Genomic DNA, 16,046 nt, shown 5'->3' with positions numbered 1-16,046 from the left:
CCCTTCCCCTTTCCCCCTTCCCCTTTCCCCTTTCCCCTTTACCCTTTTCACTATTATGTTGGCTCAATTCCAGAGCTTGTATCCCAACGGCAGTCTTATTTCGGAATTAGTACAAATTTCCTGTGGAAAATATATTGTCCGGGCAAGCGTACAAATTGAAGGTGTAATTCGTGCTACTGGTATGGCAGGAGCAGAAACAGTCGAAGCAGCAGAAGATCAAGCAAGAGATCGAGCGCTGATGGTTTTGGGATTGACTTCCTCCGAATCGGAATCGACAGTATCTCCAAAATCAATACCCCAGGTGCAAAACAACCCTGATCCTGCTTTGAACACAACTGTCTCTGGTGTAAATTCTGTGATTCAAACAGAAGCGATCGCTTCAGGGCAAATTCCATCACCAGTTTACGCACCCACTACACAACCAGAGGTGACAGCTAAAAATGACACTTACAACCAAGACTTAGAGCCTCGCTTTGCTATGACTAGCGATCGAGAGCCAGAATTTGATATACCGATGCAAAATTGGGCTATGGTGGACGACAGCAGCGAAGTTGAAGAGAATCCGTTACCAATGCCTGCTGCTAGTAATGTTAGACAATTTACGCCCCGCAGTTATACTCAACTTGAAGATGTAAGTAGTCCGAAAGGCAACAGAAATAATACAAGGCAACCTATAGACTTGTCAGATGTAATTGCGAAAACCGATGTCGAAATTGAGCGCTTAGGTTGGACAAAAGAACAAGGAAAGGAGCATCTGAAAAAAACCTATGGCAAGCTGGGACGCACTTTGCTCAGTGAAGATGAATTACTGGACTTTCTCAGATATTTAGAATCTCAAGCAGACCCCATCGCGGGATTTTAATTAAATTTGTAGTCAGCGCTAATACCGTTTCAGAAAAAGCTTGATACAAATACAGACCTGTAGAGACGCGACGGCAGGTGCTTCAACGGAGGGAACCTCCGCAACGCACTGCCTCAAATTTCGCGTCTCTACAAGATTCATATGTATCGCAATTAACGTGAAATGGTATAACTACCCAAAGCTCTAATTGCTACCGACAACAGCCATTGGACGGCTTCCAGATGCATGACGGTCAATCACAGAGTCAATTAAGCCATAGTTCTTGGCTTCCTCTGGCGACATAAAGAAGTCCCGTTCGGTATCTTCAGTAATACGCTCAATTGGCTGACCTGTATGTTCGGCTAAAAACTCATTTAGCTTGCGCTTGTGGTATAAAATTTCGCGTGCTTGAATTTCAATATCAGTCGCTTGTCCTTGGGCACCACCGAGAGGTTGGTGAATCATAATCCGAGAATGAGGTAGACTCATCCGCTTACCCTTGGCACCCGCGCTGAGAAGAAAAGCACCCATGCTTGCGGCTAATCCGGTACAAATTGTACAGACATCTGGGCGGATGTGCTTCATAGTATCAAATATCCCCATACCAGCTGTCACCGAACCACCCGGAGAATTAATGTACATATAAATGTCCTTCTCCGCATCTTCTGCATCTAAAAACAGCAGTTGGGCAACAATCAAGTTTGCCAGATTGCTATCAACTTGTTGTCCCAAAAAGATGATGCGCTCACGTAACAGCCGTGAGTAGATATCAAAGGCACGTTCGCCCCGACCCGATTGTTCAATAACGATAGGAATCATTTAGCGTACTTATAGCTATTTTAAATATATTTTATCGATTACAGCCCTTAATTGGTTTCGGTAATTACTCTCCAACTGGGGAATGGGCATTGGGCATGGGGCAATGGGCATTGGGCAATGGGCAATGGGCAATGGGCAATGGGCAATGGGCAATGGGAATTAAAGAAGCGATCGCGTATTTCACTCATACCATGCCCCATGCCCCATGCCCCATGCCCATTTTTAGTAATAATCATCCGGATGAATCTGCCTAAAGTCGTAAATCGATAGTACGAGGTGCAATCGGGGTAATCAACCAAGAGTGCAAATGCCATCCACCCGAAGACACAGGAGTCTGCCATGCTACAAAAATTTTTGCAAGCCGCTATCATCACGTTTCTACTTCATTTGTTAGCGGGACTTAGCCAAAATACTAATATTCATACTCAGACAGAATCATCTTTAAATACAAAGCCGGTACCAATGGTTAGCTGGGTATTTCGCTCTCTGCCATAAAGGTAGAGATGGGAGCAGCTGTCATTATGAAAAGGGGGAAAGGGGAAGAAATTGGATGGGTGTTTTTTCCTTTGCCCTTTCCCCCTCCCCCATGAAGTGAAATAGTATTAGACTGAGCAAAGAAGGTAATGTAACTACCGCTTTCTCAATCATGACGAATCGCCTTGCTCTAGCCAAGAGTCTCTACCTCCGCAAACACAGCGAAAACCCAATTGATTGGTGGACTTGGTGTGATGAAGCACTTTTAAGTGCAAAAACCCAGAATAAACCGATTTTTCTTTCGATTGGCTACTCTAGCTGCCACTGGTGTACTGTGATGGAAGGTGAGGCGTTTTCAGATTTGGCGATCGCCGAATACATGAACGCTAATTTTCTCCCAATTAAAGTAGACCGCGAAGAAAGACCGGACATCGATAGCATTTATATGCAGTCTTTGCAGATGATGAGCAACGGTCAAGGAGGCTGGCCCCTAAATGTCTTTCTTTCTCCAGAGGATTTAGTACCGTTTTATGCTGGCACTTATTTCCCTGTCGATCCGCGCTTTGGTCGTCCTGGCTTTTTACAAGTTTTGCAATCGCTGCGCCGTTATTATGATACCGAAAAAGATGACTTGCGTGAACGCAAAGCGGTAATTTTAGAGTCGCTGCTGACTTCTGCGGTTTTGCAATTAGATGATGGCACAAGCACACAGGATGATCAATTATTACGGCAAGGCTGGGAAACTAGCACAGTTATAATTACTTCGGATCAACAAGGTAATCGGTTCCCGATGATTCCCTATGCGGAATTAGCGCTACGGGGAACTAGATTTTCTTTTTCTGATGATGGCGAAAATCAATCAAGGTACAATGGCAAGGAAGTTTGTACTCAGCGAGGGTTAGATTTAGCACTCGGCGGTATTTTCGATCATGTAGGTGGTGGCTTTCACCGTTACACGGTTGATCCTACTTGGACTGTACCGCATTTTGAAAAGATGCTTTACGACAATGGTCAGATTGTCGAATATCTGGCGTCTTTGTGGAGCGCAGGAGTAGAAGAGCCGGCTTTTACTAGAGCGATCGCTCTAACTGTCAAATGGTTAAGTCGGGAAATGACCGCTCCTGAAGGTTATTTCTTTGCATCTCAAGATGCTGACACTTTTACAACACCAACAGAAGCTGAACCAGAGGAAGGAGCCTTTTACATCTGGAATTATAAAGAATTACAACAATTGCTGACTGCTGAAGAACTAACGGAATTACAACAGCAGTTGACTGTAACGCCTAATGGTAACTTTGAAGGTAATAATGTGTTGCAAAGGCGTTATGCAAAAGAATTAAGTGATACCGTAGAAAATGCACTTTCCAAGCTTTTTGTTGCTCGCTATGGTGCAACATCTGAGTCACTTGAAACTTTTCCTCCCGCACGTAACAACGAAGAAGCAAAAACGCTAAACTGGCAAGGACGCATTCCCGCAGTCACAGATACAAAGATGATTGTCGCTTGGAATAGCTTGATGATTTCCGGTTTGGCAGTAGCTTATAGAGTATTTCAACAACCGTCTTATTTAGAACTAGCAACACGAGCGGCAAACTTTATCTTAGATAATCAGTTTGTTGATGGGCGTTTCCATCGATTAAATTACCAATTGTCTCCGAGCGTGTTAGCTCAATCTGAAGATTACGCTTTTTTTATTAAAGCATTATTGGATTTACACGCTTGTTCGCCTAATCAAACGTTTTGGTTAGAAAAAGCGATCGCTCTCCAAGATGAATTTGACGAATATCTTTTAAGTGTTGAGTTAGGTGGTTATTACAACACATCTAGTGACGCAAGTCAAGATTTAATTGTACGGGAACGCAGTTATGTAGATAATGCTACACCAGCAGCGAATGGAATAGCGATCGCTAATCTTGTGCGGTTGGCGCTTTTGACTGATAATTTGCATTATCTCGATTTAGCTGAACAAGGGTTAAAAGCTTTTCGAGCTGTAATGACTCGCGCTCCTCAAGCTTGTCCGAGTTTGTTTGCAGCTCTAGATTGGTATCGTAACTCGACTTTGATTCGCACCACAAGCGAACAGATAAATATTCTGATTTCCAAATATTTGCCTACGGCTGTGTTTACCAGCGTATCTAAATTACCAGAGCGCAGTGTAGGATTAGTTTGCCAAGGTTTGAAATGTCTGCCAGCAGCTGAAAGTATCGAGCAGTTATTGCAGCAAGTTCAGCAAAGTCAAATGCGGGGATGAACTAAGCACAGTATTTCATTAGACATCTGGTAGAAAACAATGTAGAGACGTAGCAATGCTACGTCTAATCAAGGGTTTCGGGCAACGCATAATTAATTTATCTCCTATGTCTATTAATAGCAGTGCAAATTAAAGAAAGGCAATACCCGATGCATTGTGAACCAAAATACTTGTGTTTGAACCAAAATACTTGTGTTCTGAACCAAACGACTTGTGTTCTGAACCAAACGACTTGTGTTCTGAACCAAACGACTTGTGTTCTGAACCAACGGACTTGTGTTCTGAACCAAACGACTTGTATTCTTAACCAACGTACTTGTATTCTTAACCAACGTACTTGTATTCTTAACCAACGTACTTGTATTCTTAACCAACGCACTTGTTTTGTGAACTACAGGACTTACGCACGGACCACGTGTTTCCGTCATTGCGACGCAAGGAAGCAATCTCAAAGTCTTGTTTTCTGGTAAGGAGTGCGTAAGTCCTAACGTTTTAACTTGAGTTATCGTTAATTGCTACTCTTCGTCTTCTTTATTCTCAGAACTTATTTCCTCACATCCCAACCAAAAGAGTAATACTTTCTCTACTTGCGCTAGTTGTTCGAGTGTCAAGCTTCCCAATTTTCGTAGGAGTTTTGCATGAGGAATTGTAATAATATTCTGCACATCAAATACTCCTGCTCGACGAAGGAAGTTTACTTCGACTTCCACCTCGAATCTTGAACCTCGTAAGCTAGTTGTGTGAGGAATAAGAGTCGCTAACGCACGGTCTGACTTAGTAACAGGAATGCTGATAACTAAGCATGGTCTGACTTTTGCCGTGTAACCCAAATCGACAAGCCAAACTTCTCCGCGTTCGGGACTACTCATAATCAGATTCTTGATTGTCTAACTCTAAAAAAAGTTCTTCAGCATTCCCAACTAAATCCTCATCTGATAAAGGTGGAAAGTCTAACTGAATAACACGTTTCAAAATTTCCGCAGCAATTTCCAGCCTTTCTGATTCAGTCAGACTATCAAAGGTACTTAAAAGTTCTTGTGATGAACCAGTCATAGCTACTTTTTTCAGATACTCTTAAAGGATAATATAACGTGAGTTCAATGCTCATGATTTAACCTTTTCGGTATTCTTGGTAAATCGATGACAACTCGTAGCGAATTAACTGCGATAATCTTAGCTGGGGGAAAGAGTTCTCGCATGGGTGAGGATAAAGCTTTGATTTTGATTCAAGGTGTGCCGTTATTGCAAAGAATTTATCAGATTGCTGAAGATTGTGCAGCTACAGTTTATGTTGTCACACCTTGGGAAGAACGCTATCAAGACATATTACCGCCTAACTGCCAGTTTATAAAAGAAGCGCCTTTATCTGGTGGACCATTAATCGGATTTGCTCAAGGACTAGCGCAAGTACAAACAGATTGGGTATTATTATTAGCGTGCGATTTGCCGAATTTGCGAGTTGAAGTTTTGCAAGAATGGGCAAATCAACTTGATGATGTGGCAATGGATGCGATCGCCACTTTAGCGCATCATATCAAAGGATGGGAACCGTTATGTGGTTTTTATCGCCGCAATTGTTTACCTAATTTAAATGAGTATATCAATCAAGGCGGGCGATCGTTTCAGCAGTGGCTTAATCAACATTCTGTGCAACTTTTACCCGTTACAGAACCAGGAATGCTATTTAATTGCAATACACCAGAGGATTTAGCTAATTTAAATTAAGCTTATACAGCATATTTCAGGTTTAGGAGGTACATGCATAAAACCCAAAACCCTGTAAAGACGTTCCGCCGGAACGTCTCTACGTGTATTCAATAAAAACGCAATCTGCTGTATATTGTACTTTTGCGTGTTGCTCAAAAAAAAAATACCCAGCCCTTGTTTTTAGATGGGTTGGGTGTTTTGTGCTTAACTTGATGTATTGACTCTACTGTGTCAATATAAAAGATTGCGATAAATAATCACAAGGGATAAAAGTCATGACCTAACCTGAGACTAAAGTACTGAATTGAACATGACTTTTGTCAGGGAGTGTCAAGTGAGTATCGCCGCGTCAGGTTAATGCGTAAGCTCTATAATGATTAGAGAAAATTATTGATAATTTACTATCAGATAAATGGGAGCATTTAAGTTGCGGCTTCCGGATCGACTAGGAAAAATAATTGAAAGCGATCGCCTAATTGTAGGTACATTACTTCTAACTATCGCCTTAATTATAATCGTCGGCATTTCCCTCTCATTTGGAGCAGTATCAATGACGACTGCTCAAATCTGGCAAGCACTGACAAAAACAGGCGATCCCCTAAATCAAACAATTATTTGGGACTTACGTTTACCGCGCATCTTAGCAGCAATGCTTGTAGGTGCAGCTTTGGGAATGTCTGGCTCACTGCTGCAAGGAATGTTACGTAACGGACTAGCCGACCCCTTCTTACTCGGTATTTCTGCGGGAGCGGGTTTGTTTGCCATAACCATGTTAAGCTTCGGAGTCTTTTTGAGTTGGATTCCCTTAGCAGCTTGGGTAGGTGGATTATTAACAACAATTATTGTTTATTTATTAGCTCGCAGTCGTGAAGGTATATCAATCGAGCGGTTAATTTTAGGTGGAGTTGCCGTCAGTTCCTTATTTGGGGCGATTCAATCTGTATTATTATTGATGGCAGAAGATGGTAGAATACAAACTGCCTTAAGTTGGTTGATTGGTAGTTTGAATGGGCGCGGATGGAATGAAGTAACAGTTGCTGGAACTTATATTAGCGTAGCCTTATTACTGGGATGCTTGTTAGCGCGTGCCGTCAACTTGTTAAATTTGGGTGATGAATTAGCAGTGAGTTTAGGAGTAAACTTGTTGCGCGATCGCATTTTAATCGGTGGAGTCGCTACACTTCTAGCCGCCGGTGCAGTCAGTATTGGGGGATTAATCGGCTTCGTCGGCTTAATTGTACCTCACGGTATCCGCCTTTTGGTAGGTACAGATTACCGCGCAGTTTTACCATTAAGCGCAATTGGAGGTGCTTTAGTTCTCACCGCAGCCGATTTGCTTTCGCGCTTGGGTGCGGTAGAATTACCTGTTGGTGCAGTTACAGCTTTACTTGGTTCACCTTTATTTATTTGGTTATTGTATAACCGAAAATCTGGAATTTGAAGAGTTAGTGGATGGTGGATAGTTGTTAGTGGATGGTGGATAGTGGATGGTGGATAGTGAATGGTGATTAGGGGTTATGAATACTTTTTTACAACTATCAACCAACAACTATCAACCAACAACTATCAACCAACAACTATCAACCAACAACTATCAACTATCAACCAACAAAAAATAAGATGCTTTTAGAAACACAAAATCTGAGCGGTGGTTACACAACCAAACCAATTGTCCAAGAAATCAGCCTAACAATAAAAACAGGAGAATGGTTAAGTTTAGTTGGTGCCAATGGTTCGGGAAAATCGACACTACTAAAACTTATCAGTCGGTTACTGAAGCCACAACAGGGAACTGTATTGTTAGATGGTAAAGCCATTCACAGTCAACCCGCGTCGGTTGTCGCACAAAACTTAGCATTATTACCACAACAGCAAACAATTCCCAGTGGTTTAACGGTGCGGCAACTGGTATCATTAGGACGTACACCCTATCAACCTTGGTGGCAATACTCACTTAACGCAGAAGATAAAGCGAAAGTAGAAACCGCATTGCAATTAACGCAGATGGATGGATTGTATAGCGATCGCTTTGTCGAAGAATTATCAGGAGGAGAACGACAACGCGCATTTTTAGCGCTTGCTTTAGCTCAAGATCCGCAAATTTTGCTCTTAGATGAACCCACAACTTATTTAGATATTCGCTATCAACTCGAATTACTCGAACTACTAAAACAACTAAATCAACAGGATTTAACCATTATTACAGTTCTGCACGATGTCAATTTAGCCGCAAGATATAGTACACGACTTGCACTTTTATCTCAAGGAAAAATCTTTGCTGTGGGAAAACCCAAAGAAATATTAACACCTGCAAATTTAGCTGATGTTTTGGGTGTAGAAGTTGTAATTTTAGAAACACCAGTAGGTTTGCAGATTTGTCCTCTAGCAGCAATGAAAGATTAGTTTAACTTATGTATTATTGTTAAGATTCTTCATTTGTATAAAATTTACCTATTTGTATTTGAGAAGACAAGTTTTTTTTACACTATAAAACTATTATCAGAGAAAGATTTTAAATAAACCTTGTATAGAACCAAGCGAGTAACACAGTCAGATATTCTTAGGAGAATTTGACATATGTTTACTCGCTCTTTTTTTATATACAATAAAATCATTATGCTCATAAGACAGTTCTAAATAATTCGTGAAACTTCCTCTGCGCTCTCTGCGCCTCTGCGGTTCGTTTAAAATTTAAAAACATGTATAATCGTTACATCTCATCAATCTTCGCAATATTATTAAGCTTCCTTTTACTTGGTTGCACCACCGCAAGCACACAACCACCAACCACAAACATAAATCAAACAGCCAAAAAAGTTGTAGCTCTTAGCTCACTTGCAGCAGATATTATATCTCAACTCGACCAAACAAAACTTGTCGGCATTACAGGAAGCAAATTATTTAAAGATAATCCGCAATTCCAGAAACTTCCTCATGTCAGTGAAGGACAAAATCCACCTAATTTAGAAAAAATAGTGGCTCTCAAACCAGATTTAGTAATTGGTGCGGAAGGTTTTTCTAATCAAACAACTGACAAACTGAAGCAACTAGGAATTCCTATATATCTTACCCAAGTAAAGACCTGGGAATCATTACAAGAACTTACGAAAACACTTGCGTTTAGCATTGATGCCGATCCGCAGCCATTATTAAACCGCTATAAAACCTTTTTACCAGAAAAGCAAAATCCGACATTATCAACTTTAGTTTTAGTCAGTCGCCAACCAATTTTAGCACCAAATAAAAATAGTTGGGCTGGCGATTTGCTGGGGAAATTTTCGACAACAAATCTAGCAGCTTCCTTACAAGGTAGTAGTCCAATAGGTGGATATGTAACGCTTTCACCAGAGAAAATTATACAAACAAATCCAGATGTAATAATTGTTGTAAATTCTCCACAACAAACCGATGCAGCGCTTTTAGATTCGTTTAAAAAAGAAGCTTTTTGGAAAGAACTAAAAGCGACTAAAAATAACCGCGTTTACGTTTTTGATTATTATGGATTAGTGAATCCAGGTAGTATAGATGCGATTGAAAAAGCCTGCAAGCAGTTAAAGCAGGTTTTATAAATCGTAGTAAGCGATTCATCGCTTATATTAGAGGGTGTTTGAAAAGTCTCAATTAATACAGCCTTGGCGATTGGAAATCGCGGCTACACAGACAAAACCCACCTCCGTGGGTTAGAAAGCCTTGATTTTGTGTTAGTCCGCGCAGGCGGACTTTGCCTGTGTAGTAGCGAATTATATTCGCCCAAAACTTTTCAAACATCTACGAAATTAATTTTATTTAAGTTTATTTAAGTTATTTATCAAATTAGCAATCTAAAAGACGTAGCAATGCTACGTCTCTACATTATTTTTCACTTCTTATGTCTATAAAGTGCATAATTTGATTGTGCTGAAACCTATTGAGATTGTATGTAGGTTTGCTACAAAAAATGCAACCGTAGCAAAACTAGGATGTCAAAAAGTTCCATAAAGTAGGGTAAACATGGCTAACAACATTTACGCACTTTTGGTTGGTATTGACGAATACGATCCAACATCTACACAACAAATTCCCTCATTGAAAGGTTGTGTTAATGACATCAAAGCGGTAGAAGCTTATTTGCGCGATCGCCTCACTAAAGATGGAGAATGGAAACTAGTTGAACCCACTAACCAATCTTGGATACTCACCAATGAACAAGCTACTCGTCAAGCAGTGATCAACGGCTTTTTACAGCATCTGTGTCATTCTGACAGTGAAGATGTAGTCTTGTTTTATTATGCAGGTCATGGCGCTCAAGAGAAAGCACCAGAAGAATTTTGGCATTTAGAACCAGATCGTTTAGATGAAAGCTTAGTTTGCTACGATAGCCGTACAGCAAATGGTCGAGACTTAGCAGATAAAGAAATAGCCTATCTAATCTCGAAAGTTGCAGAGAATAACCCTCATGTCGTCATCATTCTCGACTGCTGTCACTCAGGTTCGGGAACCAGAGATTTATCACCAGAAATTAGAGTGCGTCGTTCTCCTATAGACTCACGAGAACGTCCGTTAAGCAGCTTTATTTTTGCGGAAGACACAACAGCATTAAATGAATTATTGAATTCTTCACGTACCTTAGATGCGAAAAGAACTGGGGTACTATTGCCAAAAGGCAAACACGTCATGTTTTCCGCTTGTCGTGATTATGAGTTGGCGAAAGAATACAAAGGAGACGACGGTCAACCTAGAGGAGCTTTTTCTTACTTCTTATTACAAACTCTCCGGCGCACTAATAGTAGCATGACTTATCGAGATTTAGCGAGAAATCTCAATGCGTTGGTAACTGGTAAAGTTAAGGAACAATCACCCCAAGTAGAAGCCACAAATCCGAAAGATTTAGACCAACCTTTCTTAGGTGGTGCAATCAAAGAGCGTCCTAATTACTTTACCTTGACCCGCAGCCAGAACGATAATAGTTGGATAATTGACGCAGGTGCTTTACACGGTATTCCCAAACCCTCCAAAGGTGGAGATACTTTATTAGCAATTTTTCCTGCCGCAAGTAGTTTAGAACAGTTAAGTGAACTTTCCCAAGCTTTAGGTGAAGCACGAGTTACGCAAGTATTACCGCAACGCAGCAAAGTAGAAATTAGCAAAGCTGGCGATCGCTTATCTGAAACTGAAACTTATTGGGCAGTAGTTACAAGTTTACCATTACCGCCATTAAAAGTTTACATAAAAGGTGAAGCAGCAGGCGTAGAATTAGCAAAACTTGCATTACAAACATCTACACTCAATGCTCAACCTTCATTGTATGTCAGTCAAGTAGACGAACCTACAGACGCAGATTACCAGTTAGTAGCCCGCAACAATCAGTATTGGATTACACAGCCACAAGATGAGCGTCCTTTAGTAGAAGCAATTCCAGAAAATTCAAATCAAGCAGATTATACCCCAGAAAATGCCGCCACAGCAATTCTGCGTTTGGAACATATCGCACGTTGGACTAACATTCTTGAACTTCAGAGTCCTCCTACTAGTCGCCTCAAACCCGATGATGTCACAATGGAGATTATTCTCCTTTCTGGACAGCAAGAAATTACTCCCGGAGCGGATAATTCTCAAATATCATCATCAGAAATGCGGGTAGAATACACCTATGAAGGTGATGAATGGAAGCCACCAGGTATCCAAATAAAACTAACGAATAATAGCGATAAAGTTCTTTACTGCAACGTACTAGACCTTTCCGAAAGCTACGCTGTTGATGTTCCGTTTTTCGACCAGAAAAGTAGCATTAGAATTGCACCCAAGAATTCCGAAGAAAGCAACACAATTCTCAGTTTTGATGATTTGGGCTTTTGCATTCCCGATGCATTTTTGGAACAGGGAATTACAGAATACAAAGATATATTCAAGCTGATTGTTAGCACAACTGAATTTGATGCCAACGTTCTTCAGCAAGATGGATTAACACCAGTTTCTAAAACTCGTTCACTCGGAGAAAATCAAAGCACTTTTAATAATTTAATGGCAGGTGTTAATAGTCGCGAAGCTGTGAGAAACAAAGGTAATAATGATGATTGGATGACACGAGAAGTTACTCTGACCATAATCCGTCCGCAAGATGCCAGAGCAATTCAATCTGATAGTAGCATCCCATTACAAAATGGTGTAGTTGAAGTACAGCCACATCCGAGTTTACAAGCAAAAGTTAATCTCAGCACTGTACCGCAAGCAAGCAGAGATTTAGGCAATTTAATTTTACCTGCGATTTTGCGCCAACAACCTCGTTTTACTGAATCCTTTCAATTTACTACTAGCCGAGGTAGCGATCCCGGCTTGAGTGCTTTAGAGTTAAGTGACGTGGTAGATCACACTGTTGTTACAGCAGCAGCACCACTAGAATTACTAGTTGATACTCAATTAGCAGAGAATGAACATCTTTTACCGTTTGCTTATGATGGACAGTTTTTCTTACCATTAGGAAGAGGTTCGCAAGTGGCAGATGGCAAAACGAAAATTAGCTTAGAAAGGTTGCCAAAGCCAACAATCAGTACTCGCAGCATAAACGGATCAATTCGGATTTTCTTTGAAAGAATAGTTAGCCAAAAACTAGGAAGTCCATTTGAATATCCAATTTTAGCCATAGCTGAAGTTGACGAAAAAGACAAAGTAACCTACCAAAAAGATAAGGAGATAATTAAAGCGCGAGTAGCGCAAGCAAAGAAAATTATCCTCTACGTTCATGGAATTGTTGGTGACACTGCAAGTATGGTTCCCAGCGTTAATCACGCTTTTGTGGAAGTCGAGGGAAAACTGCTTTCAATTAAAGAGCGTTATGACGTAGTTTTGGCATTTGACTATGAAAATATCAAAACTACAATTGAAGAAAACGCCAAGTTTTTAGGGGAAAAATTGCAAGAAATTGGCTTGGGAGCAAACCACGGTAAACAATTGCATATTGTTGCTCACTCAATGGGTGGTTTGGTTTCTCGCTGGTTTATCGAACGCGAAGGTGGCAATCAAGTTGTGCAACACTTAATTATGTTAGGCACACCAAATGCAGGTTCACCTTGGGCAGCTATACAGGATTGGGTTTTTACCGCTCTTGGTATCGGGTTGAATCAACTTTCGACAATAGTTTGGCCCACAAAAATAGTAGCAGAGTTGCTGAAAGTTCTGGAAAATAATGATAACTCTCTGGAGCAAATGCAGCCAGATTCACCTATTTTGAAACAGCTTGCCGAAAATCCCGATCCTGGTGTTCTTTATACAATTATTGCCGGTGACAGATCGGTGATGCCTACAGCTATGGCACTGCAAGCAGATAAACAAATCAATCCACTCAAACAACTGATGGATAGAATGTTTGGTGCATCTGTAAATAAAGTTGTAGATATGGCGTTTTTTACTCAGCCGAATGATATAGCGGTGACTTTGGCTAGTATCAAGAGCGTTAATTCTAAGCGTAAGCCTCAACCAAGAATATTACCACCCGATGCCGCTTGCGATCACCTCACCTACTTTACTCATCCTGCCGGGTTAGCTGCACTATCTAGAGCGCTTTACGAATTTCCCCATCCGGAAAATCAACCACCAGCAGCATCAGCTACAAATGCCGAGATTGCAGAACCTGAACAAAACACCACACCAAAACCAGCTGAGACTCCCTCAAAAACCCAAAATCCACTGCTAATTAGTAGCGCAATTATTACAATAATTGCATTATTTATAGCAGGTGTTGCTGTCTCTATTTTGCGGAATCGTTCTCCCCAACCACAGCCAACTACTCAAACCCGAAGCAGTCAAACTGTAGCTGTTAACAAACACTGACTCTAACTACAGCAATCCGATTTGATTGCGTGAAAATATACGTAGGGAAGGCAAAAAGGGGTGTGGATGTTCCTCCCCCTTTAGGCTTCGTTGTGTTAGACGGAACATCGTAACGCACTCCTCCCCTTAAAAATAGTGCCGTACTTTCTGCGCTAACACACCCTACAAACAATAATGCGTGTTCATCAATCAAACCGGATTGTATAGTATTTTTGCGGAATCGCCATTTTTACATTTGTAGGTTTGGTAAGAATTACGTAAATTAGTACCAATCAATGTTTATTGGGTAATTTATTTTTTGGTGTTCCCTTACTTAATATTTAGGCGATCGCTATTTGTCAATTACATGTTTTTGCTTGGCTTGTAATGATATAGGAGTGCAATCTATGACTCTTGATCAAACAATGCATCCAAATCCCGATATCCACTAACAACTCGTGTAATTTCAATTCCATCTGCAATGGGACGATAAAAAATTAAATAATCATCCACAGGGAAACTGCGTAAAATCGGAGAAAGTTCATCACGTCTGCGTCCCATATTGGGGAAATTTGCCAGTATCTCAAACTTTTGAGCCATAGCATCCAAAAACTTGTTAGCTGTATCTGGATTTTTTACGAACAAATAATCGTGAATTTCTTGCAAATCTTGCGCTGCTTGAGGTGATACAAAGTAAATGCCCATTAATATACTACGCCTCAGCTTTTCTCATTGCTTGGTTTTTCTGACGCAGTTTTTCAATTACTTCTCTACCGTCAAGTCGTTCCCCACGTTCGAGTTGTTCTACTCCGATGGCAATTTCCCGTTTCAATTCCTCAAATCTACCCTTATAAATCCTTTCCCTTTCCTCCAGTAGTTTAATACCTGCAATAATCACGTCCTCAGTCGAAGCATATTTACCGCTAGCAATTTGACTTTGGATAAATTGCTCTAATTCAGGAGTCAGGGAGATACTCATATATAGGAATCCTACTTGATTGCGTGAAAATAAGTGTTGGGGATATTGCGATCGCTTTTCTTTCCTGTCATTGCGTTCGCGTATGGTCTCGTAGAATAGAAGCACCACCAAAACTAAACGCAACATCATAGCCAATTCGCATAGTAAATAATCTAGCGTTGGGATTCTTCTGCTTTAACCTTAATGCTGATTCAACACCACTTTTATCAATTCCATATTCGCCTGTTTCAGCATCAATCACAATCATCTTGCCAATATTATCACCATGTTCAACCTCTGAACGAATCCCCTCGTAAAATTGTTTGGCTCTTTGAGCAACTTCTTCAACACTCCAAAAAATAGCCTGCATAATTACACCTGTTTTTATTTTAGTGTTTTTCTATATTCTCATTATAAGTAAGTGGGTCTTCAAAGCCTCTAAAATAATATTTGTAAAATAATCTAAAATCTCAACCAAATCTCTGCTTGCAGTTTGAGAGATAGTGGAACGACTCATGTTTCAGCCTCGCGTTTTTGAAGCAATTTCTCTTTGAGTTGGTTGATGACAACTTCGGTATCTAGAACATCACCTCGTTCAATTTCTTCCAAACCAACTGCTACTTTTTGGCGAGTATCATTTAACCAAAGAATATATTGTTCCTGTTCTTCCAACAATTGCAATGCAGCAGCAATTACTTCATCTGCGTTCGCGTATTTTCCGCTTTCAATTTTAGATATAACAAATTGCTCGTGAGTAGGATCAACCGATATATTCATTTGCTCATCGTACATTTTTACTACCAGCGTTTTATTATTCTAGCAATTTCCTATAATCATCCACTGCGTAAAATAGGAGAAAGTTCATCCCGTCTACGTCCCAACGGTTCTGATAAGAAAATTCGATAACCAGTGGAACGTCTAATCAAAAAATTCGTAACTCATACCTAATTAGGGTTTGCTGAAAAAGTATGAAAAAGCAATTCTTTTGGGTTGACTAGTTATTCAAGTAAAATCAAAGATAAGCTTTTGTTGTTTATAAATAACAAAATCATAATTTTCAGTTATGCGAAACTGCATAAAAGGTGCAGTTTTCAAAAATAGACATAAAAAAGCATAAAAAACCCGCGACAGGTGAGTAGAAAGATTCATCACTAAAAAAGTAATAGCAATTGCAGTAAGAGAAGTGTGGGAAAGTTTCGCCATCACTCGAT

General features: G+C 40.4%; 16 protein-coding genes and 1 pseudogene. 9 read left to right on the top strand and 8 right to left on the bottom strand.

Going from position 1 to position 16,046, the window contains the following annotated elements; translation table 11 throughout:
• Nucleotides 1-55 precede the first annotated feature (55 nt).
• Nucleotides 56-862 (top strand): hypothetical protein, encoded by an 807-nt coding sequence (locus TOL9009_RS0111310; RefSeq protein WP_029632901.1) that lies wholly within the window; start codon nt 56-58, stop codon nt 860-862.
• 183 nt (nt 863-1,045) lie between these two features.
• On the opposite strand, the gene clpP is transcribed toward TOL9009_RS0111310, so the two are convergent.
• Nucleotides 1,046-1,660: an ATP-dependent Clp endopeptidase proteolytic subunit ClpP gene (gene clpP / locus TOL9009_RS0111305; RefSeq protein ID WP_029632900.1), complete on the bottom strand. Its 615-nt coding sequence runs from the start codon at nt 1,658-1,660 to the stop codon at nt 1,046-1,048.
• Nucleotides 1,661-1,791: 131 nt separating this feature from the next.
• On the opposite strand from clpP, the gene TOL9009_RS49240 reads away from it, so the two are divergent.
• The 3 genes from TOL9009_RS49240 (at nt 1,792) to TOL9009_RS0111290 (ending at nt 4,385) form a co-directional block, all read left to right on the top strand.
• On the top strand, nt 1,792-1,914 hold the full coding sequence (locus TOL9009_RS49240; RefSeq protein WP_260675879.1) for a hypothetical protein: 123 nt from the start codon (nt 1,792-1,794) through the stop codon (nt 1,912-1,914).
• An 85-nt stretch (nt 1,915-1,999) separates the two neighbouring features.
• Nucleotides 2,000-2,155 carry a hypothetical protein gene (locus TOL9009_RS47180; RefSeq protein ID WP_186227535.1) on the top strand — a complete coding sequence of 52 codons (156 nt, stop codon included), beginning with the start codon at nt 2,000-2,002 and terminating at the stop codon, nt 2,153-2,155.
• Nucleotides 2,156-2,306: 151 nt separating this feature from the next.
• Entirely contained in the window at nt 2,307-4,385 is a 2,079-nt protein-coding gene (locus tag TOL9009_RS0111290; RefSeq protein ID WP_029632899.1) for a thioredoxin domain-containing protein, read from the top strand.
• A gap of 515 nt (nt 4,386-4,900) precedes the next feature.
• Here the strand turns inward: TOL9009_RS0111290 and TOL9009_RS0111285 are convergent.
• The gene (locus TOL9009_RS0111285) at nt 4,901-5,254 is read right to left on the bottom strand and encodes a type II toxin-antitoxin system PemK/MazF family toxin (RefSeq protein WP_029632898.1); all 354 of its coding nucleotides are present in this window, start codon (nt 5,252-5,254) and stop codon (nt 4,901-4,903) included.
• On the bottom strand, nt 5,247-5,438 hold the full coding sequence (locus TOL9009_RS0111280; protein ID WP_029632897.1) for a hypothetical protein: 192 nt from the start codon (nt 5,436-5,438) through the stop codon (nt 5,247-5,249). Before TOL9009_RS0111280 ends, TOL9009_RS0111285 begins: the two co-directional genes overlap by 8 nt.
• An 87-nt stretch (nt 5,439-5,525) precedes the next feature.
• On the opposite strand from TOL9009_RS0111280, the gene TOL9009_RS0111275 reads away from it, so the two are divergent.
• From TOL9009_RS0111275 to TOL9009_RS38870, 5 genes are all read left to right on the top strand, one after another.
• Nucleotides 5,526-6,110, top strand: coding sequence for a molybdenum cofactor guanylyltransferase (locus tag TOL9009_RS0111275; RefSeq protein WP_029632896.1), 585 nt, complete (start codon nt 5,526-5,528; stop codon nt 6,108-6,110).
• 394 nt (nt 6,111-6,504) lie between these two features.
• Nucleotides 6,505-7,533, top strand: coding sequence for a FecCD family ABC transporter permease (locus tag TOL9009_RS0111270; protein WP_038296290.1), 1,029 nt, complete (start codon nt 6,505-6,507; stop codon nt 7,531-7,533).
• Nucleotides 7,534-7,712: 179 nt separating this feature from the next.
• On the top strand, nt 7,713-8,495 hold the full coding sequence (locus TOL9009_RS0111265; protein WP_029632894.1) for an ABC transporter ATP-binding protein: 783 nt from the start codon (nt 7,713-7,715) through the stop codon (nt 8,493-8,495).
• 296 nt (nt 8,496-8,791) lie between these two features.
• A complete protein-coding gene (locus TOL9009_RS0111260; RefSeq protein WP_029632893.1) occupies nt 8,792-9,661 on the top strand; it encodes an ABC transporter substrate-binding protein in 870 nt (289 codons plus the stop codon).
• Nucleotides 9,662-10,082: 421 nt separating this feature from the next.
• On the top strand, nt 10,083-13,898 hold the full coding sequence (locus tag TOL9009_RS38870) for a caspase family protein (RefSeq protein ID WP_038296289.1): 3,816 nt from the start codon (nt 10,083-10,085) through the stop codon (nt 13,896-13,898).
• A 384-nt stretch (nt 13,899-14,282) separates the two neighbouring features.
• Here the strand turns inward: TOL9009_RS38870 and TOL9009_RS0111250 are convergent, their stop codons facing one another.
• From TOL9009_RS0111250 to TOL9009_RS0111230, 5 genes and pseudogenes are all read right to left on the bottom strand, one after another.
• The gene (locus TOL9009_RS0111250) at nt 14,283-14,582 is read right to left on the bottom strand and encodes a type II toxin-antitoxin system RelE/ParE family toxin (RefSeq protein ID WP_029632892.1); all 300 of its coding nucleotides are present in this window, start codon (nt 14,580-14,582) and stop codon (nt 14,283-14,285) included.
• Nucleotides 14,583-14,589: 7 nt separating this feature from the next.
• Nucleotides 14,590-14,856: a type II toxin-antitoxin system ParD family antitoxin gene (locus tag TOL9009_RS0111245; RefSeq protein WP_029632891.1), complete on the bottom strand. Its 267-nt coding sequence runs from the start codon at nt 14,854-14,856 to the stop codon at nt 14,590-14,592.
• 67 nt (nt 14,857-14,923) lie between these two features.
• Nucleotides 14,924-15,205, bottom strand: coding sequence for a hypothetical protein (locus TOL9009_RS0111240; protein WP_029632890.1), 282 nt, complete (start codon nt 15,203-15,205; stop codon nt 14,924-14,926).
• Between the two features lie 143 nt (nt 15,206-15,348).
• A complete protein-coding gene (locus TOL9009_RS0111235; protein ID WP_260675878.1) occupies nt 15,349-15,627 on the bottom strand; it encodes a type II toxin-antitoxin system ParD family antitoxin in 279 nt (92 codons plus the stop codon).
• 210 nt (nt 15,628-15,837) lie between these two features.
• Nucleotides 15,838-16,046 (bottom strand): annotated as a pseudogene (locus TOL9009_RS0111230) (IS5/IS1182 family transposase); the annotation flags it as partial.

It is taken from the genome of [Scytonema hofmanni] UTEX 2349, from assembly GCF_000582685.1.
Lineage (GTDB): Bacteria > Cyanobacteriota > Cyanobacteriia > Cyanobacteriales > Nostocaceae > Hassallia > Hassallia hofmanni.
This window is presented reverse-complemented; position numbering and strand designations above follow the sequence as displayed.